Origin of the sequence: Neptunomonas phycophila (assembly GCF_001922575.1) — a bacterium.
Lineage (GTDB): Bacteria > Pseudomonadota > Gammaproteobacteria > Pseudomonadales > Balneatricaceae > Neptunomonas > Neptunomonas phycophila.
This window is the reverse complement of record NZ_MRCI01000001.1, coordinates 475,190-497,744: the sequence shown is the minus strand read 5'-3', so window position 1 is coordinate 497,744 and position 22,555 is coordinate 475,190. Positions and strand designations below refer to the sequence as shown.

At 47.1% G+C, this 22,555-nt stretch carries 22 protein-coding genes; 2 read left to right on the top strand and 20 right to left on the bottom strand.

What is annotated here, in order from left to right; translation table 11 throughout:
* Positions 1 to 95: 95 nt before the first annotated feature.
* Both fliK and BS617_RS02275 read left to right on the top strand, forming a co-directional pair.
* Positions 96 to 2,207, top strand: coding sequence for a flagellar hook-length control protein FliK (fliK, locus tag BS617_RS02280; protein WP_075171293.1), 2,112 nt, complete (start codon positions 96 to 98; stop codon positions 2,205 to 2,207).
* The gene (locus BS617_RS02275) at positions 2,204 to 2,497 is read left to right on the top strand and encodes an EscU/YscU/HrcU family type III secretion system export apparatus switch protein (protein ID WP_075171292.1); all 294 of its coding nucleotides are present in this window, start codon (positions 2,204 to 2,206) and stop codon (positions 2,495 to 2,497) included. Before fliK ends, BS617_RS02275 begins: the two co-directional genes overlap by 4 nt.
* Here the strand turns inward: BS617_RS02275 and BS617_RS02270 are convergent.
* The 20 genes from BS617_RS02270 to BS617_RS02175 all read right to left on the bottom strand — a co-directional run bounded on the left by BS617_RS02270 (position 2,494) and on the right by BS617_RS02175 (position 22,484).
* The gene (locus BS617_RS02270; RefSeq protein ID WP_075171291.1) at positions 2,494 to 2,907 is read right to left on the bottom strand and encodes a DUF2802 domain-containing protein; all 414 of its coding nucleotides are present in this window, start codon (positions 2,905 to 2,907) and stop codon (positions 2,494 to 2,496) included. The genes BS617_RS02275 and BS617_RS02270 overlap by 4 nt on opposite strands.
* Before the next feature lie 56 nt (positions 2,908 to 2,963).
* Entirely contained in the window at positions 2,964 to 3,725 is a 762-nt protein-coding gene (locus tag BS617_RS17970; protein ID WP_083609901.1) for a chemotaxis protein CheW, read from the bottom strand.
* Positions 3,726 to 3,728: 3 nt separating this feature from the next.
* A complete protein-coding gene (locus tag BS617_RS02260) occupies positions 3,729 to 4,502 on the bottom strand; it encodes a ParA family protein (protein WP_075171289.1) in 774 nt (257 codons plus the stop codon).
* A gap of 150 nt (positions 4,503 to 4,652) precedes the next feature.
* On the bottom strand, positions 4,653 to 5,918 hold the full coding sequence (locus BS617_RS02255) for a protein-glutamate methylesterase/protein-glutamine glutaminase (RefSeq protein ID WP_075171288.1): 1,266 nt from the start codon (positions 5,916 to 5,918) through the stop codon (positions 4,653 to 4,655).
* 22 nt (positions 5,919 to 5,940) lie between these two features.
* A complete protein-coding gene (locus tag BS617_RS02250) occupies positions 5,941 to 8,001 on the bottom strand; it encodes a chemotaxis protein CheA (protein WP_075171287.1) in 2,061 nt (686 codons plus the stop codon).
* 13 nt (positions 8,002 to 8,014) lie between these two features.
* Positions 8,015 to 8,815: a protein phosphatase CheZ gene (locus BS617_RS02245; RefSeq protein ID WP_075171286.1), complete on the bottom strand. Its 801-nt coding sequence runs from the start codon at positions 8,813 to 8,815 to the stop codon at positions 8,015 to 8,017.
* 23 nt (positions 8,816 to 8,838) lie between these two features.
* Positions 8,839 to 9,225 carry a chemotaxis response regulator CheY gene (gene cheY / locus BS617_RS02240; protein WP_075171285.1) on the bottom strand — a complete coding sequence of 129 codons (387 nt, stop codon included), beginning with the start codon at positions 9,223 to 9,225 and terminating at the stop codon, positions 8,839 to 8,841.
* A 110-nt stretch (positions 9,226 to 9,335) separates the two neighbouring features.
* Positions 9,336 to 10,049: an RNA polymerase sigma factor FliA gene (locus tag BS617_RS02235; RefSeq protein WP_075171284.1), complete on the bottom strand. Its 714-nt coding sequence runs from the start codon at positions 10,047 to 10,049 to the stop codon at positions 9,336 to 9,338.
* Positions 10,050 to 10,072: 23 nt separating this feature from the next.
* Positions 10,073 to 10,888 carry a MinD/ParA family protein gene (locus BS617_RS02230; RefSeq protein WP_075171283.1) on the bottom strand — a complete coding sequence of 272 codons (816 nt, stop codon included), beginning with the start codon at positions 10,886 to 10,888 and terminating at the stop codon, positions 10,073 to 10,075.
* Positions 10,889 to 10,901: 13 nt separating this feature from the next.
* Complete coding sequence (flhF, locus tag BS617_RS02225; protein WP_075171282.1) at positions 10,902 to 12,398, bottom strand: flagellar biosynthesis GTPase FlhF; 1,497 nt, start codon at positions 12,396 to 12,398, stop codon at positions 10,902 to 10,904.
* A gap of 35 nt (positions 12,399 to 12,433) precedes the next feature.
* Complete coding sequence (gene flhA / locus BS617_RS02220) at positions 12,434 to 14,530, bottom strand: flagellar biosynthesis protein FlhA (RefSeq protein WP_283159782.1); 2,097 nt, start codon at positions 14,528 to 14,530, stop codon at positions 12,434 to 12,436.
* A gap of 224 nt (positions 14,531 to 14,754) precedes the next feature.
* Positions 14,755 to 15,903: a flagellar biosynthesis protein FlhB gene (gene flhB, locus BS617_RS02215; RefSeq protein WP_075171280.1), complete on the bottom strand. Its 1,149-nt coding sequence runs from the start codon at positions 15,901 to 15,903 to the stop codon at positions 14,755 to 14,757.
* A gap of 1 nt (position 15,904) precedes the next feature.
* Entirely contained in the window at positions 15,905 to 16,681 is a 777-nt protein-coding gene (gene fliR, locus BS617_RS02210) for a flagellar biosynthetic protein FliR (protein ID WP_075171279.1), read from the bottom strand.
* Positions 16,678 to 16,953, bottom strand: a complete 276-nt coding sequence (fliQ, locus tag BS617_RS02205) for a flagellar biosynthesis protein FliQ (protein WP_075171278.1) — start codon at positions 16,951 to 16,953, stop codon at positions 16,678 to 16,680. The genes fliR and fliQ overlap by 4 nt, the downstream gene beginning before the upstream one ends.
* A 10-nt stretch (positions 16,954 to 16,963) precedes the next feature.
* Positions 16,964 to 17,698 (bottom strand): flagellar type III secretion system pore protein FliP, encoded by a 735-nt coding sequence (gene fliP, locus BS617_RS02200; RefSeq protein WP_075171277.1) that lies wholly within the window; start codon positions 17,696 to 17,698, stop codon positions 16,964 to 16,966.
* Positions 17,698 to 18,186 (bottom strand): flagellar biosynthetic protein FliO, encoded by a 489-nt coding sequence (gene fliO / locus BS617_RS02195; RefSeq protein WP_075171276.1) that lies wholly within the window; start codon positions 18,184 to 18,186, stop codon positions 17,698 to 17,700. Before fliO ends, fliP begins: the two co-directional genes overlap by 1 nt.
* Complete coding sequence (gene fliN / locus BS617_RS02190) at positions 18,186 to 18,611, bottom strand: flagellar motor switch protein FliN (RefSeq protein WP_075171275.1); 426 nt, start codon at positions 18,609 to 18,611, stop codon at positions 18,186 to 18,188. The genes fliO and fliN overlap by 1 nt, the downstream gene beginning before the upstream one ends.
* A gap of 24 nt (positions 18,612 to 18,635) precedes the next feature.
* Entirely contained in the window at positions 18,636 to 19,616 is a 981-nt protein-coding gene (fliM, locus tag BS617_RS02185) for a flagellar motor switch protein FliM (RefSeq protein ID WP_075171274.1), read from the bottom strand.
* Positions 19,617 to 19,675: 59 nt separating this feature from the next.
* Entirely contained in the window at positions 19,676 to 20,179 is a 504-nt protein-coding gene (locus BS617_RS02180) for a flagellar basal body-associated FliL family protein (RefSeq protein WP_075171273.1), read from the bottom strand.
* A 115-nt stretch (positions 20,180 to 20,294) separates the two neighbouring features.
* Entirely contained in the window at positions 20,295 to 22,484 is a 2,190-nt protein-coding gene (locus BS617_RS02175) for a flagellar hook-length control protein FliK (protein ID WP_170870307.1), read from the bottom strand.
* Between the last annotated feature and the right edge of the window lie 71 nt (positions 22,485 to 22,555).

Sequence of the window (22,555 nt, the reverse complement as noted above, 5' to 3'; positions counted from 1 at the left end):
GCGCTATTTAATAGCTAATCTCCGTCACTGTGATTTACGATACACACACAATCAATTGATACTGAGCCTGTAACATAAGAACGGAAACCTGACGCATGGCAATGGTTAACCCACAATCTTTAACTCGATTGGATAGTAGCAGCCCAACAACTAAGGGCGCAGTAACGCTCAATCCGGGGGAATCTTTGCAAGGGACCGTTAAACAAGTCTCGCAAGACCAACTAAACCCGCAGGTTTTTAAAATAAAAGTTGAATCACAAAGCCGTTTGATGGAGCTACAAACTCGACAACCGATTGCGCAGGGTAGCCAAGTCACCGTAGCGCGCGATAATAACGGCAATTTAACCGTTAACATTCAAAATCAAGCAAGCGCCCCCAACACTTCATCAACGCAAACATCAACTACGACAGTTCAAACACCTCCTAACCCTGCGTCAAGCACAACACGTGTGCCAGCCACTCCTGTACCCACAACAGGCCAAACACCAACAGCGTTAAGCCAGCAACTAAACCAGCTATTACCGGCAGGCTCATCCACCACCGTAACAGTCTTACAGCAAACACCGCTTGCAACCAACACCTCAGCAAGCACGAGTGCCACAGCGACTCTAGTTAATACCGCTCCCCAAAATGGCGCTGCGAGTACAGCGGCCAACGCACAAACTGGTGGTACACAACCAACACCGGCTGCCAATAGCCAGCAAACCACAGCAACAGCTGTAAACAGTTCGATATCGGCTAATTCAGGCAATAGCGCTGTACAAGCTCCATCTGGAGCACAGCCTCAGGCTGCTCCGACTCAACCGACTGGGCAACCCGCTACATCTCAAACGATCAACTCCTCACAAACAGGAGCGGGCTCAGCACCCTCGCCAAGCGGTGCGGCGCAATCAACAAACAGCACAACCACAACTGGGCCAACGCAGTCACCTGCCGCCCCTCCTTCCGCAGGAACGCCCGCCCAGCCGCTAGCAGCTCAGGTTGCTCGCGCGAGCACTCCGACGGCTCATTCGCCAGTGCCACCCACCATTACACACTCAACAGCAGCGGCCTCCGCTTCAAGCACTGCCCCGGCAAGCACTCCAACAAATAGCAGCGCGACGACTGTTCCAACTCATACGCCGACAGGACAGCCAGCGCCCGGAAATACCGCCACTTCACCAGCATCCCAAAACACAGCGAATTCAAGCTATACAACACCTGCGGGCCAACAGCTAACCGTTAACATCAAAGGGCAAACGCTGCAGTTGCACACAACCACTAACCTACCGCCTCTAAAAGAAGTCACATTAGAACGGCCAAACCAGCAACAATTAACGATCAGTTGGCCTAACCCACCAGCGCCGTCCGCTAAAACAACAGCACTGGATAACATGCCACTCACGCCAAGCCAGCAACAGGCGGTGAGTCAAACAATGAGAGAAAGCTTGCCGGTACAACGCCCGCTTGCAGAGAGCCTACAGCAGCTCGCTAACACGCAGACTCAACCTAATACATCCGTGCAAAGCCAAACAAACGCCCCAGGAATCGACAAAGCGATACAGTCTATTTTGCAACTCTTTAGCGTGACACCCGGTAGCCAAGATGCTGAGCAATCTATCCGTCAAAACCTGCAGCTAGGTGGATTATTTACCGAGAATCGGCTTGCCAATCAACAACCAGTCAATCAAGACATGAAGCAATTTTTAGGTAAGTTAGATGCCATGGCAGACCAGCTTCCGGCCGCGCAGCGCGATTCAATTAAAAGCGCGGTTGAGAGCATGATGTCACGCATTACACAGCAACAAATTACTCAGGTACAACATAGACAAGACAGAACAGATACGACAGAACGTTTTTACCAGCTCGACCTTCCTGTTCACTTCCAAGAAGCATTAGACAATGTAGAAATGCGCCTACAGCAACGCGATAGCCAAAATGAATATGGGCAATGGGAAACCTTATGGCGTATTCGTTTACATTTTGAACTGGGCGAGGATGGGATGATAGATGCCGATGTAAGCTTAAACGAGAGTACACAAGCTGTTAGCGCTCTCTTTGCTTGTAGTGAAACTAGTACAGCGAACCGCGTACGCGGCCAACTCGACGAATTCAGCCAGCGCTTGGCACAACTTGGGTTTGAGTCCAGCAGTTTAACGTGTCGACAAGGCAACATTGCGGCGCAATCTAACCCTATCCAAAAACAACTGATTGATATCAAAACATGAGTAAAACGCCGGATAAACAGCCATCAGCGATCGCCCTAAAGTACGACCCGCTATCAGGAAAAGCGCCGACTCTGGTTGCAAAAGGTCATGGCGACATAGCCGAGAAAATTATTGAGTTAGCTCAAGAGCATGATGTACACATTCACCAAAACCCTGAACTGTTAGATGTATTAATTCGATTAGAACTTGGGGATGAGATACCAGAAAGCCTGTATAGAGCGATCGCTGAAGTCATCGCCTTTGCATATAACATCAAAAAGATGAGCGCCGACCCCAACAGTAAGGGTTAACTGTTTTTGTAATCGATACCTGCATTGCTTTGTAGCTCTTTGTGCAACAGCGCCATTAACTCGGCTTCGGGGCGGCCAATACCACAATTTTTGACCAAATCATCAACATCAGCGCCCATTTCCATCAACTTCGCTGCTTGGTTGTAAGCCAGCTCACCCGGGTCTCTGTTTTCGAGTTCTATTTGTTTTTCGGCAGTAATATTAAGTCGATGCTCAATATCAACTAAACGCTTACCCATACCAATTGACCCACCCGTGATCGAGCGGATCTCATTTCGCAACACATGAATAAGCGCTTTGTATTGACGCTCATGACGTCTTACTCTTATCCACAAGACAATGCTCAGCCCTGCGAACAAGATCACAATCGTCGTCAATACTAATGCTAGCCAGATACCCGAATCCGTCAAAAATGCATCCTATCATTTAACCTTGTACTTCAAGATGTTAAGAGTATCAGGTTTAGCTAGTTTTGAAACGCTTGTTCAAACTGTTCTAAGAGCACCCGCACATCCACTACAGCACACCGCTCAGGCATATAGGTCCCTAACAACCACGGACGGGACTCTTTATTTGCGTTCCAGTTAACTTCACTCACAGGGATACGCAAAGACTTTAGCAACTCATCACACGCAATGGCCCACTGGCGACCTTCTAAGATAACGCACTCGGCATAATCCGAGGCGTGGGATTCATACCGGCCCGGCATAAGCCAGGAACCTGCATCAACGATACGGGTATAAGATAAAGAGCTTCCAAAACTACCAATAATCCACTCTTCTGTATTTTCTAATTTGAGAGTTAAGGTATCTAAGCTGAGTGTCCCTTCGATATATTCGAAAGGGATAGCCAACTTCAAACCAGCCAAATTAACTAATACGCAATTGAGCTCTGGCCCAACGGACAGGCCCGGCGCCGGTGCTGCTAATGGCTCTGGCTCTGGCTCTGGCTCTGGCTCTGGCTCTGGCTCTGGCTCTGGCTCTGGCTCTGGCTCTGGCTCTGGCTCTGGCTCTGGCTCTGGCTCTGGCTCTGGCTCTGGCTCTGTAATTAGTGTGTTCGCCTCTTGAGGTATGTCTACCTCCTCTAAGGAAATTTCTTCTTCTGCAGCAGCCAGAATTTCCTCAGGTACTGAATCATTCGTTTCGTCTGAGTCTGGCTCCATCAACAAGGCTTCTAAATACTCAAAAACAACCTTTTGCTGCTTTCCGTCATTTGTTTTATCAGACATATATTACCTCTGCTGCTCAACGAGAGTGCGCAGCAAGCGCGCATACGCCAGTACACCACGGCTACTAGAATCTAGTTGCGATGGTACAACACCTTTCATACTGGCATTACGAAATTTTGTATCAATAGGAACGACTGCACTGGCCAGCTCATCTGGATAGCGCTTATGTAGCTCACGTAAACAGCCTACCGATGCCTGTGTACGGCGATCATAAAAAGTTGGAATGATCGTGTAAGCTAACTTTTTCTTACGCGCGCGATTAATCATACTAATGGTTCTGATCATACGCTCCAGACCTTTTAAGGCCAGAAATTCTGTTTGTGCCGGAATGATAAGGTGATTACACGCCGCCAGTGCATTCACCATCAATACACCCAAAACGGGTGGGCTATCAATCAAAACATAGTCATAAACGGTTTTTTGGTGGCGCAAAGCACGCGCAACTTGCAGCCCCATGCCTTCGTGTTCTACCGCACGACGCTCTAAAGTCGCTAACGCCGTAGAAGCCGGTAAGATTTGGATTTTATCCACATTGGTGTCGCGGATTAATGAAGCCACTTGTTTTTCGGTAACTTCGCCACTGTGCGCAAATAAATCATAAACACTGTGCTCTAAGTCATCAGGCTCGTATCCGAAATAACTGGTTAGTGATCCATGCGGGTCTAGATCGACCAATAAAACGCGATATCCAACCTCGGCCAACAATCCTGCTAAGGAAACGACCGTGGTCGTTTTACCGACACCACCTTTCTGGTTTGCAATTGCCCATACTTGCATACGGTTATCCCAAAAAAAACGATAGACTTTTTTATTAACTCACTGATTTATATCAGCAGTATAGATGAATAGTATCGGCCGCGATGTCTTTTTTATGATGATCTATTCTTAAAAAGTAGCTAACAGTCAATAAGTTCGTTAGAAAGCTGCTTATCGTCGACCTGCGCGGCTCAACAATCCACCAATTGCATTTAGATCTAACACTTCATCAGCCAAACCGGATTTGACAATGGCTTGGGGCATACCATAGATGGTGCAGCTTTCTTTATTTTGCGCCCAAATAGTCGCCCCCGCCTTTTTAAGCAGGCGAGCGCCATCAGCCCCGTCGGCTCCCATACCCGTTAGAATAATAGCATGTACTCGATTACCCAGCGCTTTAGCTGCTGACGCATAGGTTATGTCAACACTAGGGCGATACGTCACTCGCTCATCACTCTCTAATACACGTACTCGATCTGGACGACGTGGATCAACCACTAACTGATGGCCACCCGGTGCAAGATAAGCGGTACCTGGCCGCAAATTATCGCCGTCTTCCGCTTCTTTCACCGTAATTGAACACTGCTGGTTAAGACGAGCGGCAAAAACATTAGTAAATGCTTTAGGCATGTGCTGAACGAGAATGATTGGGTAGGGAAATTGAGCCGGTAATTCGCTTAGTATCTTTTGCAATGCCGCTGGGCCGCCAGTTGAGGCTCCAATGACGACCAACCGACATTGGCTAGGGAATGCGGCTGTATTTCCTGCGGCCTGACGAACCGCCAGTGCTGCACGCGTCTGCTGACCAGAACCTGCGGTTCCACTGTGGTTTGCGCTCTGTAATACACTACGATCGTCTTTGCGATTATCCGCATTCATCATTGCACCTTTGGCAGTGATCGCTCGCTGAGCAGATATACCGTCATTAACAGAAGGGCCACCTATCCGCCCATGCGTAGGTGAAGATGTAGGTGTAGGCCTACGCGACAGGGAAGGTCGCGACATAGATTGATCCGAACTGGTTTGCTCAAATCGCCGACGACGACCTAACTTAACCAACCGCTCAGTAAACTCATTGTGAACCAAGTTAGAAGTGGAGGTCCAGTTACGGATATCCTTTGTTAAAAAATCAGAGGCACCTGCCTCTAGTGCCTTCAGTGTAATGTTAGCGCCCTGACGAGTAAGAGAAGACAACATCAAGATAGATGTGGGACTATCGCGCATTATAATCTGGACGGCATCAATACCATTCATGTCTGGCATTTCAACATCCATTGTCACTACATCAGGCTTAAGCTGCTTGCACTTAGCAACGGCTTCTCGACCGTTTGAAGCAGCTCCCACCACAATCAAACGATCGTCCTTAGCGACTAGGTCATGAATCCGCTTTCGAAAAAAGCCTGAATCATCAACAATTAAAACCCTGATTGGCTGCATTTAGATTCCCGCCAATACTGAGTTAGGTAGACGCGTAATTTTTAAGCAGATTAGGTATATCAATAATTAATGCGATACGCCCATCGCCCGTTATAGTCGCACCAGACAATCCAGGGGTACCATGCAGTATCGAACCTAGCGGCTTAATTACCACTTCTTCCTGCCCCACTAACTGGTCCACTACAAATCCAACACGCATTGTACCTACCGTTACGATAACCACATGGCCTTGCTCAGGTAGATCAGTAGACTCTTGCCCCTCAACTAGCCAACGCTTCATATGGAATAGCGGTAATGCCTGGTCGCGCACGATAATAACTTGCTGCCCATCAACAACGTTTGTTTTACGCAAATCGAGATTGAAGATTTCATTCACATTGACCAACGGTAAAGCGAATGCTTGATCTTCCAAAATAACCATTAGGGTCGGCATAATCGCCAAGGTTAATGGCACTTGAATAGCTATGCGCGTCCCTTGATTAATGACAGAGTCTATATTTAACGTACCATTAAGCTGGGTAATTTTGGTTTTCACCACGTCCATACCCACGCCTCGGCCTGACACGTCAGAGACTTCTGTTTTGGTTGAAAACCCTGCTTGGAAAATCAAGTTGAAGCATTCTTGATCAGACAGTCTGTTAGCAGCTTCTTGATCCAGCACACCACGACTAACAGCAATTTTACGCAGTTTTTCGGGGTCCATGCCGGCACCATCATCTTGAATAACTAACAAGATGTGATCGCCTTCCTGCTCCGCAGAGAGCAATACGTGACCTTCACGCGGTTTCCCTACACCTTCACGCACTTCTGGCGCTTCGATACCGTGATCGACGGAGTTACGCACTAAGTGAATCAGCGGATCAGCTAACGCTTCCACCAAGTTTTTATCTAAATCGGTTTCTTCACCTCGCAGCTCAAGACGAATTTCCTTCTTCAAACTACGGGATAGGTCTCGAATCAAGCGCGGGAAGCGACCAAAGACCTTTTTCACCGGCTGCATACGTGTTTTCATCACTGACATTTGTAAGTCAGCTGTAACCATATCCAGTGTGCCTAAGGCTTTTGCCATTTCTTCATCTTCGCGTGATGCGCCTAAACGCACCAAACGGTTACGCACTAATACTAGCTCACCGACCATGTTCATAATTTTATCAAGCAAGCGCGTATCGACTCGCACATTACTCTCGGGAGGGGGAGCTTTTTGATTGTTTTTCTGCGGTGCAGGAGCCGAAGCCGTGCTCACCGGCAAACTTGGTTCGCTTGATTCTGTAGGTTGCGCTGGCGCTTCCTCACTAGGCGCTTCACTTTGAGCAAAAGCGCCTTGACCTTGAGCTTGGAGATCATCTAACAAGCTTTCGAATTCATCATCGGTAATCAAATCAGAACTGGCTGATTCGCTAACTTGAGGGACGGATGTATCGTTTTCCATACCGGGAGCTCCGTTTTCGCCATGCAGCTCGTTCAACAGAGACTCGAACTCATCTTCAGTGATCAAATCATCACTAACAGGCTGCTCTTGTAGGGGTGCTACATCATTGAGCAGCATATCGAATTCATCATCAGCCGAGCCGGCAGCCGGTTTCGCTACAGGTGCTGGCGTAGCTTTCGGTGCAGCAACCGGAGCGGGTTCAGATACAGATTCTATAGGCTGGGAAGGCGCCGCTGGGGCCGCTTTACCGGCCGCATCAGGTACACGCCCCTCACAGTAAGCTTGCAAAGCACTCAATAGCGAGGGTGACGCTGGCGATGGGGACTGGCCACCCCTTACATCATCAAACATGCTGTTGAGCGTATCCAATGACTGCAAAACGACATCCATTAAATCAGATGTGATTTTTACTTCACCATTGCGCAGCAAATCAAACAGGTTTTCTGCTTTGTGGCAACACTCAACCATGGCCTCTAACTGCAAGAAGCCTGCGCCGCCTTTTACGGTATGAAATCCTCGAAATATGGCATTTAGTAAATCTTTGTCGTCTGGGCTTTTCTCAAGATCTACCAATTGCTCTGATAGCAACTCGAGAATTTCTCCCGCCTCAACAAGAAAGTCTTCAAGAATTTCGTTATCTACATCCAAACCCATAGGAAGCTCCTAATCAAAAACCTAAGCTCGATAGCAGATCGTCAACATCGTCTTGACAGGTAGCAACGTCAGGATTTCTTCCTGCTAGTTGTGGACCTTCTGCTGCAATCGGGTCTTTTTTATTGTGAACTTGCTCTTTAGCTAAGGATTCAACACCGCTAATGCTTTCGACTTTAGAGGCCATCTCTACTAAATGAACAAGGCTGGCTTCCAATTGGGTTACCAGCGTTATTACTTTTCTGATCAACTGTCCAGATAGATCCTGCGAGCTCTGGGCAACCAGTATTTCGGTTAATTGTTCTCGCATTTCTGAAACAGTATCGGCTGATTCTTGCTCTAACTGACAGGTTCTATCGTACACACCTCGAAGACCTTCATACTCACCTTCTAGCTGACCTACGAGAGACAAAAGGTTTTTAAATCTGTCAGTCTGATCATCCATCCTGGAAACCAACAATAGAGACTTATCGACTCTATCCATGGTTTCATGAGCCGTTTTTTCTGTCAGCTCAATGACATAATTAAGGCGCTCAGTCGCATCTTCCATGATGGGAATAGAACCACCAGGGTCAATGTTACTGAATTGTTCGACATCCACTGAGGCCGAAAAAGACTTGATCGCCTCATGCAAACCTCGCGTTAAGTGGCCTACTTCATTGTAAAAGGCATGATGGCGGAACTCTTGAAGCTCTTGGATAATGTTCATAGCCGAGCTTAAGTCACCCTGCTGAGTGGCCAGCATAAGCTCCTCAGCCTTGGCGCGAAGCCCATCTTCAAAGTTACCCAGACCTATTGAAATATCTGATTCGGACATAGTGCTAACTACCTTTGGTCTGCTTAACCATCAATACGCTGGAAGATTTTTTCGAGTTTTTCTTTCAGCACAGCGGCCGTAAATGGTTTAACAACATAACCATTAACGCCAGCCTGAGCAGCTGCAATTATTTGCTCGCGCTTGGCTTCCGCAGTTACCATCAAGATGGGTATTGATTTTAGGTTAGGATCAGCACGGACTACTTTAACGAGATCGATTCCCGTCATGCCTGGCATGTTCCAATCGGTCACTAGAAATTGAATGCCGCCTTGCTGAAGAATAGGCAGGGCCGTTTTACCGTCGTCTGCTTCAACAACATTGTTGAAACCAAGATCGCGCAGTAAGTTTTTAATAATACGTCTCATTGTAGAGAAATCATCTACTACAAGAATCTTAATGTCTTTTTTCAAGACAACATCCCCCAAATTCAGAAATACACACTAGCAAAAAACTAAATGTGACATTAGCCTGACTAAAATCTAGACCAGTTTTCTGGAAAATGGCTACTCAGAGATAAGATTTATTGCCAATCTCTGAGTCGACCACGTAATCGGTGGGCTGCTTGACTGTGAATTTGACTCACGCGGGACTCGCTTACGCCTAAAACTTCACCTATTTCTTTTAAGTTAAGTTCTTCGTCGTAGTAGAGCGCTAAGACCAGTTTTTCTCGCTCCGGCAATGTCGTGATCGCATTAGCCAGGGCGCTTTTGAAAGCATTTTTCTCACCATGGATGCTAGGCCCAAGGTCATCCCCTGTTACTTGCTGTCCTGGTGTATCTTCACCGTCTGAACTAGTGAGCTCTTCAAAACTGAATAACCGGCTTTCCACAGAGTCTTTCAACAGATCATGATACTCAGCCACACTAATATCCATTTCGGCCGCTATTTCAGAATCTGAAGCATCTCTTCCGGTTTCTCCTTCAATTTTTTTGATAGCTTCGTTTATTCGGCGACCATTACGGTGAACAGAACGAGGAGTCCAGTCGCCACGACGTACCTCATCGATAATAGAACCACGTATGCGGATACCCGCATAGGTCTCAAAACTTGCACCTTTGGTGGCATCATATTTTTTGGCTGCCTCCAGCAAACCAATCATACCTGCCTGTATTAGGTCATCTAACAGTACGCTCGCAGGCATACGCCCCATTAAATGGTGAGCAATACGCTTAACTAACGGCGCATACTGTTGAATTAAATCATTGCTAGACGCTGTATCTTGCGGGTTGTACATGGAGCCCCTTCCAGACCCGAAAATTAAACACCCTGAACCAATTGTTCAACAAAGAATTCCAAATGGCCTCTCGGCATACTTTGCACTGGCCAACTGTCAACTCGGGTAGCTAACTGTTTATAGGCCAATGCGGCTTTACTCTTTGGAAACGCTTTAAGTACAGGTACTTGTCGCTGTACTGATTTGCGAACGTTCTCATCATAAGGTATTGAGCCGACGTATTGAAGTGTTACATCAAGGAACCGGTCAGTTACTGTAAGTAACTTGTTAAACATGCTCCTACCTTCGGTATCGGTGTATACCATGTTCGCTAAAACTCTAAAGCGCGTCATACGATAATCGCGATTGAGTAGTTTAATCAAGGCATATGCATCAGTAATTGACGTTGGTTCATCGCAAACAACAACAAGTACCTCTTGTGCCGCCCTAACAAAGCTTACCACTGAATCAGATATACCGGCCGCTGTATCAATGATCAACACATCCATTTCATCGGCAACATCATTAAATGCATAGATCAATTCAGCATGCTCGTGAGCACTTAATGAAGTCATGGCTTGTGTACCAGAACTGGCAGGCACGATCCGAACATTGTCGTTTACGTCTAACATCACATCCGTCAAACGGCACTCACCTGCCAACACATCACTAATGTTACGCTTAGGCCTTAGCCCTAACATTATATCGACATTGGCTAGACCTAAATCAGCATCCATCAGCACAGCTTTGCGACCCATCTCGCCCAAGGCTAATGACAAGTTCACTGATACGTTGGTTTTACCAACGCCGCCTTTACCGCCAGTGACGGCTATGACTTTTACAGGGTGGTGACTATTCATGTGCACATCTACTTCAACTTGCGGAAGGAAGGGCGGAACTGCCCGGCGCACTGCGCTGGCGTTCTCGTTCCAGCGCTTTTTGAGCGGTAACAACAGCACGACTAACGAGATCATTGCGCTGTGCAACTTCTATGTCATCGGGTACTTTTTGTCCATCGGTTACATAGGCTATGGGAAGGTTGCGCTCAACAGCCAATGTCAGCGCCTCTCCTAGGCTACCTGATTCATCCAGCTTACTTAACACGCACCCATTTAAACCAATGCTATGATAGTTATCGTACGCATCGTCTAAAACTTGACGCTGACTTGAGCATGACAAGACCAACAACTTTTTCATCCGTACCGACACGCCCTCAAGCATCGCTTTTTGCGCCAAGCTAGGGCCTTCATGCTGGCTCATCCCTGCGGTATCGATTAACACTAAACGCTTCCCGCGCAACGAAGCGAGTACATCCTCTAGCGTGTTCTGTTCATCAACTACCCGTACTGGCACATCCAAAATACGACCAAAGGTCTTTAATTGCTCATGTGCGGCGATACGGTAGCTATCTGTCGTGACCATCGCCAAACCTGAACTACCATGCTGCAATACGTAACGTGCCGCCAGCTTGCCAATAGTGGTTGTTTTGCCCACGCCTGTCGGCCCAACAAAAGCAATCATCCCGCCACGTGATATATAGTCTTCACTCATAACAGGCACAGACTCTGTCAGCCGAGACAATGCTGAGCGCCATGCTTTTGATAACTCTAGATTAGGGTCTACTGAGTGGATTAAATGCTCGGTTAATTTTGCACCTAACCCGACACGTTCAAATCGCTTGGCTAGCTTCCCTTCAATGCTATTAGGATTGGAATGATTCGCCACATCACTGCGGCTCTTACGCTCTTCAACCCATACTTTGCGGGAAGAAATTTGCATTTGCTGCTCTAAAAGGGCTTTAAGTTGTTTGATCTCATCTTGCATGGACTCAATAGCAACATGATCTCGGGTAGCTGATAAAGCATCAGGCTTAGTCGTTTCTAAACGCTCATCAGCTAGATCGTCATCTGCCATCCAGTCCAGCGTATCGTTAGGTACCCGCCTATTTATTGCCGGCGTTGCATCTGTGCCTTGCTTAGGTTTTAGCGACTCTAGAATCATTTTAAGATCCTCTTCGTCGTCTGGGTCGATCTGTCGGTTACGGCTACCATGATCGGCCAACGGCTTAGAACCACCAGCACCCTCCTGAGCTTCAGCAATGCGCATACGTGCTCTGCGCAGCTCCTCATCTAGATCAGCGCGAGTTTTAACCGCTTGAACCGCGGCCTGCTCTTCCCGTTCTTTTTTATGGGCTTGCTCACGAGCAAACTCAGCTTGAGCTGCTTCAAACTCATGTTCATGAGCGGCAACTACTTCAACACCACCCGCAACACGGTGATTGGAAACAATGACAGCATCAGGACCGATCTCTTCCCGGGCCCGGCGCATCGCTTGTCTCATATCAGGTGCAAATATTCGTTTAACCTTCATCTCAGTCATCCGTGCTCAGGGTGTCTAATATCATGCTATCGCGCCTGCCCACCAACGGTGGACACAATAGTAATCTTTTTATTCTCTGGTATTTCTTGATAAGAAAGCACATGTATTGTCTGTTCACTATACCTGACAAATTTAGCCATGAGCGGCCTCACCGGTGCAGCAACTAATAAAATCGAAGGCTGCCCCATCATTTCTTGTTTTTGTGCGGCTTCAACCAAAGAGTTTTGTAAACGCTCGGCCATACCCGGCTCCAACGCTAGCCCTTGGTCACTGCCTTGGCTTTGCTGTACCGATCCTAATAACAGCTGTTCTAATTTAGGATCTAACGTTACAACAGGTATTTCTGGTTCTGGACCGTTAATCGTTTGAATAATCAAGCGCGAGACAGCCACACGAACTGATGCCGTCAACGCAACGGGGTCTTGAGTGCGAGTGGCCGCATCAGATAAGGCCTCCGCCACACTGCGAAAGTCTTTCAACGGTACATGCTCCATGAGCAAGTTTTGCAACACTTTCAACAGCACACTAATAGACAGTTTGGTAGGCACAAGGTCTTCAACCAACTTGGGAGACGTTTTTGCCAGCATATCCAACAATTGCTGTACTTCTTCATGCCCTAGCAGCTCATGAGCGTGATTCTGTAAAATTTGGTTTAAGTGTGTTGCTACCACCGTACTGGCATCGACAACGGTATAACCTAATGTTTGAGCATGCTCCCGCTGCCCAGGCTCAATCCACGTTGCTGCTAAACCAAATGCGGGATCCTTTACTTCAACACCTTTCAACGAACCAAACACTTGTCCCGGATTAATCGCTAAATCACGGTCTGGAAAAATATCAGCTTCGCCTGCCACAACGCCCATCAAAGTGATGCGATAAGCTCCAGGCATCAGATCCAAGTTATCGCGAATGTGAACAGAAGGTACTAAAAAACCTAAATCTTGCGACAGCTTTTTGCGCACGCCTTTTATGCGATTAAGTAGTTGTCCACCCTGTAGCTTATCCACCATTGGGATCAAGCGATAACCTACTTCAAGCCCCACCATATCCACGGGCATTACATCTGACCAGTCCAGATCCTTGGCATCATCAGGCGATTCGGAGGCTTTCGGTTCTGATTTCATCTGCTGTTCGACTTCGGCTTTTACGCGCGCCCGCTCTTTTTGGCGAATCAGGAACCAAGCAGCTCCGCCACAAGCCGCCGCTAATGATAGAAAAGCGACATGCGGCATACCCGGAACCAAACCCATAATCATCATAATAGCGGCCGTTACTATCAAAGCACGAGGTGAACCAAACATCTGACTAATGATTTGCGTACCCATATCATTAGACGAGTTTTGACGCGTCACCATGATGGCGGCAGCCGTGGAGAGTAAAAGCGAAGGAATTTGAGCGACCAAGCCATCACCAATCGTCAACAGCGAGTAATATTCAACAGCGACATCAAAACTTAAGTCATGCTGGATTAAGCCTATTAGCAAGCCGCCTAAAATGTTAATAACCAGAATTAAAATACCTGCGACAGCATCGCCCCGCACAAACTTAGAAGCACCATCCATAGCCCCATAAAAGTCGGCCTCTTGCGTTACATCCTGACGCCGCTGTTTGGCATCTTCTTGATTAATGAGCCCAGCATTCAAATCAGCATCAATCGCCATCTGTTTACCCGGCATAGCATCCAACGTAAAACGCGCACTCACCTCTGAGATACGCCCTGCACCTTTGGTAACAACGACAAAGTTAATAATGACCAGGATAAGAAAGACAACAATACCTACGACATAGTTACCACCGATAACCACAGAGCCAAAGGCTTCGATTACTTTACCGGCAGCGTCGCCCCCTTCATGGCCGTACATGAGTACTACACGTGTCGATGCCACGTTCAGGGCTAGTCGCATTAAAGTAGATAAAAGCAAGATCGTCGGAAAAACTGCAAAATCGAGCGGTCTAAGTGAGTAGACACTGACTAAAAGCACAACGATGGATAATGCAATATTGAATGTGAACAAAACATCCAATAAAAAGGCAGGCATAGGCAGCATGACCATCGCCAAGATGACCAACAAAAACAGCGGTATGCCTAAGTTTCCTTGGCTCAGCCCCCGCATATTTTGCATAACTGCTGTTCTATCCAACCCAACCTCTCGTCAAAAAAATGACACAACAAACACAATAACGTCAAAAAAACATCACAAATACTAAGATTTGCTACTTATCAACAAATAGCTGACATCAACCCAGAATAATTGCAATTTTTGTGCCGTTAATACAACACTATAGCGTCAATATTAGAACAGTTTGCGGATTACGCGAATGTAAAACAGATAGCGATAGGTCGGCGTTACGTAGAGGGAGTTTCTGTACGCAACTCAGGAGGGATAATGAGCTCACGATCAGCGGGACGTACAGGTTTTTCTCCCTCACGCTTCTGGTAGCGCTTGAGCTGGAAGACATAAGCCAATACTTGCGCGACAGCTTTATACAAGCCAGCTGGTATTTCCTGATCCAGTTCTGTATTGAAATAAATAGCTCGCGCCAACGCTGGGGACTCAAGAATAGGTACTTGATATTCATTACCGATTTCTCGGATTTTTAACGCGACAAAATCAGCGCCTTTTGCAACAACAACCGGAGCATTTCGATGATCCGCCATGTATTTAAGCGCTACAGAAAAATGTGTCGGGTTGGTAATAATCACATCCGCTTCGGGAACTTCCTTCATCATCTGACGCTGAGCAATCTCTCGCTGCATCTGACGAATCCGCCCCTTAACCTCTGGCTTACCTTCCGTATTTTTCATTTCATCTTTGACCTCTTGTAAGGTCATTTTTAGCTTTTTGCTGTAATCATGTAACTGAAAAGGAACATCAATAGCTGAGATAATAATCAGGCTAGCGCTCATAATTAAAAAAGCCCAAGCCACCATATCAGTCGCGTGCAATATGGCGGTTCGTATATCTTGCGCACCTAAGCCGTACAATTCCGGTTGCAGCGTCATTAGCACAAATACAGCAAAGGCCATGACGACCAAGAACTTACCAATCGCCTTAATCAGCTCAACTAATGCTTTAACTGAAAACATCCGCTTAATCCCCGCGCCCGGATTAAGCCGACTCAACTTAGGCTGAATAGATTGCCCACTAAAGTTCCAACCACCCAATGCAATGGGAGCGAGCAATGCCGCGGCCAGCACAAAGGCCATAAACCCAGCAACCGATATAGCACCCTCATAAACCGAGGCCGCCAGTTGAATAATCATCATTTGGGGATCAAAAGCCTGCTCGCGGCTAAGCTCAAAGCCTGACATCATCATGCCCGCAATGTGACTAGCGGTGTAGCTACCAAACATCAACATAGCGGCCGCCGCTGCCATAAGCAAAGCGGTAGAGTTCAGTTCCCGCGATCGCGGAATGTCGCCTTTTTCGCGCGCATCCCGCAATCGCTTGGGGGTGGGCTCTTCGGTTTTTTCCTGACCTGTCTCTTCTGCCACGTTATTGCTCCAAGAGGCTCTGAATAACCGCTAACGCATGGTCAGCAATCACTTCAAACTGCCCCAAAAACCCTGACAAGCTCATCCATGTAATGACCAGCCCAAGCGTCATGGTTAATGGAAAACCAATTGCAAAAATATTTAGCTGCGGTGCTGCTTTTGTCATTATGCCAAACGCTAAATTAATAACCAGCAACGAGGTCACCGCAGGTAAAGACATCAACAAAGCAGCAGAGAATAGCCAAGTGCCTGCGGTGGCGATATCCATTAAGCGCAGAGAACTAAAATTTAACACCGCCGCAGGCAGTATTTCAAAGCTCGTCGCGATCACATTAAATATAATGAGATGCCCATCCATTGCCAAAAAAAGCAACGTTACCAGCATAAGGTAAAACTGCCCAAGCACCACCACGGACACACCATTCGCGGGATCTGTCATAGACGCGAAGCCCAAGCCCATTTGGTTAGCAATCAGCTGCCCACCTACAGCGAATACTTGGAAAAAGATATGCAAGGAAAAACCTAACGCCGACCCAACCAGTACCTGCTGTGCAATCAATAAATAGGTATCGATAGAGAGGCCATTTAATACGGGCGGCTGCGGCAGTACTGGGACTAAAACGGCCGTCATTACAATGGCCAACCCTAAACGGACTCGCATAGGCACTAGTTGGGTACCTATCATAGGCATAGCCATTAAGAATGAAGCAATACGAAAAAAAGGGATAAAGAAGGCTGATACCCAGTTTTCAATGTTCAGCTGGGCCAAGTCGATCATGGTGAACCAATAAGAACCGGTATCATGGCAAATATTTGATTAAACTGATCACTCAAACGCGTCACAATCCAAGGCCCCATAGCCATAACGATCATTAAAATCACTAACAAACGCGGTAAGAAGCTCAGCGTTTGTTCGTTGATTTGTGTCGCTGCCTGAAAAACAGCAATAGCCAAACCCACCAACAAACTGGGCAGCACAATCACACACACCAACTCAACGACAAGCCAGAGCGCTTCGCCAAAAAGGTCTAATGTCAGTTGTGGTGTCATTTATCCTCACTCACAAGCCAAAACTTGCTACCAGCGACCCAACAATCATTACCCAACCGTCTACCATAACAAATAACATAATTTTAAACGGTAATGAAATAATCACAGGTGACAACATCATCATACCCATAGCCATTAATACACTGGCCACAACCAAGTCGATCACCAAAAAGGGAATGAAGATCATAAAGCCAATTTGAAACGCCGTTTTCAACTCACTGGTTACAAATGCAGGGACTAAAACCGTGAATGGTATATCTTCAGGCGTATTAACATCTGGCGTACCCGAGATACGCAAAAACAAGTTGAGGTCATTCTCTCGGGTTTGGTGCATCATAAATTCCCTAAATGGCTGACTAGCCGCTTGCACCGCCCCAAATGGGTCTAATTCTTCATTTAAATAAGGTTGAACAGCAACTTGATTAACCTCATTGAGCACTGGCGTCATAATAAATAAGGTTAAAAACAGCGCCAGACCAATCATTACCTGGTTGGAAGGCGTTTGCTGAAGGCCCAGAGCTTGCCGCAAAATGGAGAAAACAATAACAATCCGTGTAAAAGACGTCATCATTAACAAGATAGCCGGCAGGAATGTCAGCATCGTCATTAATGCGAGGATTTGAATGGTTACGCTATAATTCTGATTTCCATCAGCATCAGTCGTTAACGTAACCGCCGGAATCCCAACATCAGCAGACCACGCCATTGCAGGCAATAATGACAAAAGCACAAGCAGCCAGCGCATTAGCGATCTATCTCTGTTGTTGTGGGTACGGGTTCAGGTGATGCGGAGCTTTTAGGTTGATCCGAGGAACTTCCCTTTTTTTGCTGCATAGCAAGCGAAGCTTTAAGCTGAGAAGCAAACTCACCGCCTTGAGGCGCCGTGATGATAGGTTCATCGTAACTTTCTAACAATGATACTCGACCAGGCGAAACGCCTAACAACACTTGCCGCCCACCTACTTCGATTAGCACCGCGCGCTCTCGCGTTCCCAGCGCCAAACTAGAAACAACTTTCATCTGCTGATGAGTATTATGTAACCGTGTGACCCGCTTAAGCACCCACGCAAGCGCCAAGATGAGTACTATAACTAAGCCCAGCCCAACAACTACCTGTAGTACGGCAGAAGTAAGATCAATTTCAGCAGGTGTATTCGAGGAAGGAGGAGGTGCAGCGTTGGCTAACCCAGACATCCATGCTACTACCGCCATTACAGAGAACAAAACTCTCATTATTTTAAACGCTTAATCCGTTCTTGCGGGCTAATGACATCGGTTAGCCTAATCCCGTACCTCTCATTAACCACCACCACTTCACCATGAGCGATTAGCGTTCCATTCACCATGACATCTAATGGCTCACCAGCGACTCGGTCTAATTCAACCACCGAGCCTTGGCTCAGTTGCAGTAAATTTCTAATGGATATTTCTGTGCTACCCACTTCCATTGATAAGCTGACTGGGATGTCCATTATGACATCTAGCTTAGGATCATGGCCGGGGCTGCTATCATCACTTAACTCATCAAACGCAACCGCACTCACCGCATCATCGGCACCACTGGCATCAGCGGTTTGCTCTTCCATTGCGGCGGCCCACTCATCAGCCATCGCTTGCTGATCAACGTCCATTTCTGTGTTTTCGTTTTCGTCACTCATACAGCGTCTGCTCTACAGCTAAAATCAATCCGTCAGTTTGATTTTATCGATTATTTTTACAGCCAGATTGCCACGGGATGTACCCATCTTACAATGAAAGATAGGCACTGCATTGGCTTTAAGCTCAAGATTTTCAGGGATTTCAATCGGTATTATATCCCCGGCTTGTAGCTCCATCACATCGCGCAGGGTAATTTCACGCTCCGCTACCGTAACACTGACCTTCATATCGGCCAACGCAATGTCACGGCGGAAAGCATCAATCCAACGGTCATCTTTTTCATCTTCTGCCGGCTGGAAGCCAGATACAAGCAGATCTCGAATCGGTTCGAGCATCGAGTAAGGCAAAGTTACATGAAACTCACCGGTTCCCCCTTCCAGATCCACGTGGAAGGTGCTTACCACAACGACCTCAGAAGGACTGACTGCATTGGCCATTGCGGGGTTCATCTCATGACCAACCCGGGTGAAGTGCAGCGGGTAAACAGAACGCCACGCCTCATCTAAGTCTTTAAAGAGCAACTCAATAGCTTTGTAAACCAGCCTGGTTTCAGTGTGAGTAAACTCGCGCCCCTCGATCTTAGCGTGACGCCCATCACCACCAAAAAAGTTATCTACCATTTTATAGACCAGCTTGGCGTCCATAATCACCAAGCCTGTGCCTCGCAACGGCGGCGCCTTAACAATGTTTACACTGGTGGGTACATACAATGTGTTGATGTAGTCACTGTACTTCATGACTTGCACGCCGCCCACCGCCACATCGGCACCGCGTCGCAATAAAGTAAATAAACTAGCACGAGCCAAACGCGCAAAACGCTCATTAATCATTTCAAGCGTCGGCATACGGCCACGAACAATACGCTCATGGCTGGCCAGATCATAGGGGCGAACTTCACCGTCGCCATAATCTACTTCTTCTTCCGCTTCCCCTGCATCGGAGTCATCTGTACCGTGAAGAAGTGCATCTATTTCATCTTGTGATAAGAGGTCTTTTACCGACATGGAGAGGTTTGATCCCGTTAACGACCGACTCGACTAATACTTAGCCCGTTACTAAATTACTACTGCATCACAAAGTTAGTAAACAGGATTTTTTCAACACCTGGCTTACCAATCTTTTCTTGTAGAATGCCTTGTACTAACTCTGTTGAGGCCTGTTGCAACTTTTCTTTACCTTCAATAGACATCAGTTCATCAAAGTCTTGCGTTGCAAATAAATTATTTAAACGCGCAACAATCAATGGCATGTGAAGGGTTAGCGCATCAGCCACATCTTGGTCTCGACTCTTAGCTTCAACAAACGCTTGTAAATAATGGCGTTTTCCATCGGCTGATTGCAAAGTTGCCACAAATGAAGGCTTACCTTCAAGTGTACGGATTTTACTGTAGATTGCTTCTTTTTTTATCGATTCTACTTCAACAACAACTTCTTCTTTCCCTCCCAGCAAAAAGAATGCTGCGCCACCAGCGGCGGCTGCACCTAAGAGAACACCGATAATAATGAAGATTATGAGTTTCTTTTTAGATTTACCGCCTTCTTCAGCTGCTGCTTGTTCTTCAGCCATACCGTATCACCCTTTACTCTAAATTATTACTATTCATAGCCGCCAAACACGGCTACAAAAAGCCACCAAAATTCAGCTCGTTATAAATATAACACACCGCTAGAATTTCGTAGGCTCAGGCATAATAATCGACCAAAGAAAGTGAACTTTTGTTTTCATTTTCAGACACTTCCGCACCTTCTTCACGAGAAGCATCATAACGACCATCTCTGCTCGCTACTCCTGTTTGCTCATCCCTATCTCGATCGGAAGAGGAAGCACCTTGGTCATTGACCGATGATTCACCTAAGCTCAACCCCTGCTCTTCGAGCATTTCTTTTAAACGCGGCATACTTTGCTCTACAGAATCCCTTACCGAGGCATGTGGCGACGAAAAGCTTACGCTGACTTGGTCATGCGTAATATGCAACTTAACCTGCAAACTCCCTAACTCTGGCGGGTCTAGCTGTAAGGTCGCGGTTTGCACACCTTGTTTACTTGCCCAAACTACCCGCTCAGACATCGCCTCAGACCAACCGGGTTGTCCTGGATTCATCCCCGCTGGCATATTCATTTGCACTGGGGTTGAGGTCCGGTTCAACGCTGACGCTGCCTGAGCTAAACCACTCAAGCTCGTTTCAGCTCGATCTCTTATGGACGCATTAGATGCCGATTCGTCATTCAACGCCGCATTTCTGCGGCTCACATCAGCAACATCCTGATCACGCATACTCTGATCTAACTTAGAAGCTACCGCGACATCAGCTGGAGCCGCTTGGGTATTTGAATTAATGGGGGTCTGCACAGCACCGGATGCATTAGACGCGAGCGCCGCTCCACCTCCTAAATTGTTGGTACTGTTCTGGGATCCGGAATCTTGATAAGAGCCTCCCTGCGTAACCGTCGCGTTCATTGATACACCGCTTTGATCAGCTTTAGTCGCTTGGTTAGCTCGATTTGCTGCGACGAGTGCCGCTGCAATTTCTGGCTCAGGTAGCTCAGATACAAGACCATCTGTCGCTGACGTTGCCGACAAAGGTTCCAAAGTCGCATCAACCAAGTCTGCGGATGCAGAGAGGTTACTTTCATTTTCAGACATCGACGACGCATTAACCGACAGAACATCGTCGCTCGGTATCGCTTCACCATTTTGTTGCCCAGCCGATGGATCTGAAACCTTCCCCAAAGTCAGGTCATACCATTCCTGTTGCCCGGCCTCTTCTTGCAAAGCAGAGAATTGACTCAAGGACGCTTGAGATACTGTTTGCTGTGCGGCTAGCGGTTGGGAATTTAGCGTCTCACTAGTTGTTTCGATCCCCTGCAAGCGGTTCACCACCTGCTCGATCAAACCAACCACATCGCGAGGAGTTTCAAGCGACGTATTATTAAACGCCAGTGCCAAAGCGGTTGTTGAATCGGCTTCTCCATCTTGGGCGTCAGCTTTTTCACCCGTGATCTTTTCTATATCATCTAACAGGTTTTTCAACTTGGTGATTAACTGCTCACTCATTCTTGTATCAAACACATGAGTGGATACAGAGCCCTCCGTCTCTCCCCCTTCAGCGGCTGATTGATTAAACTCATCAGTTGCCTGCTCTGCAGACACATTCACAGTTTGCACTGGCTCCGATGAGTTATCTGCCGAAACCGCATCCAGCAACACATCTTGCGACACAGGAGTGCTTTCGTATTCATTAACTATTGTTGTTTCGGGATATGCACCCGAAGCACCAGCCTCAAGCGTTGCCGGGAGTGCCTGCTCGTCTAAGGAGGCTAACATCGAGCGTAAGGTATCTAACGTATCACTCAGTTTTTGACTCAACTCATCAAAAACGCCTGAGAGACTGCCAGCCCCCGAAGAAGCTCCGTTCTCAACATTCGCCATTAATGCAAGTAACGAGGCGACGCCCGACGGCATCATGTCTGCCATACCTAGATCACCAGTACTCATCTGATTACTATTAGCGCCCAACATCGTTTGCCAACCGGTCAAAGACTGAGTAAGAGCGGCAAGCTGGTCCGACAAACTTCCCCCATCGAGCGGCAAGGCATTACCGCCTACATCTAGGCGTGATACCAAAGCGGCAAGGCTACTGGCATTATCGAGACCAGACGAATCACCCGACGAGAATGTCCCAGAGGCAACCAGCTTAGCATTGACAGAATATTCAGACATAAGCGATGAAAAACCAGAAAATCCTGATATATCAGCACCTTGAGAAGAACCACCCATTGATAACAACCCGCTAAAGGTTGAGGATGTTTTTGTATTAGAGGTCCCCGCCAACTGCATCAAGAGCGAAGTTTGTGAGAGTTGAGTCGCCATAAACATAATACCTTTTTCATAGATATTAAGCTTATTAGCAAAGAACAGGCCAGCCTCACAACAATGAAGCA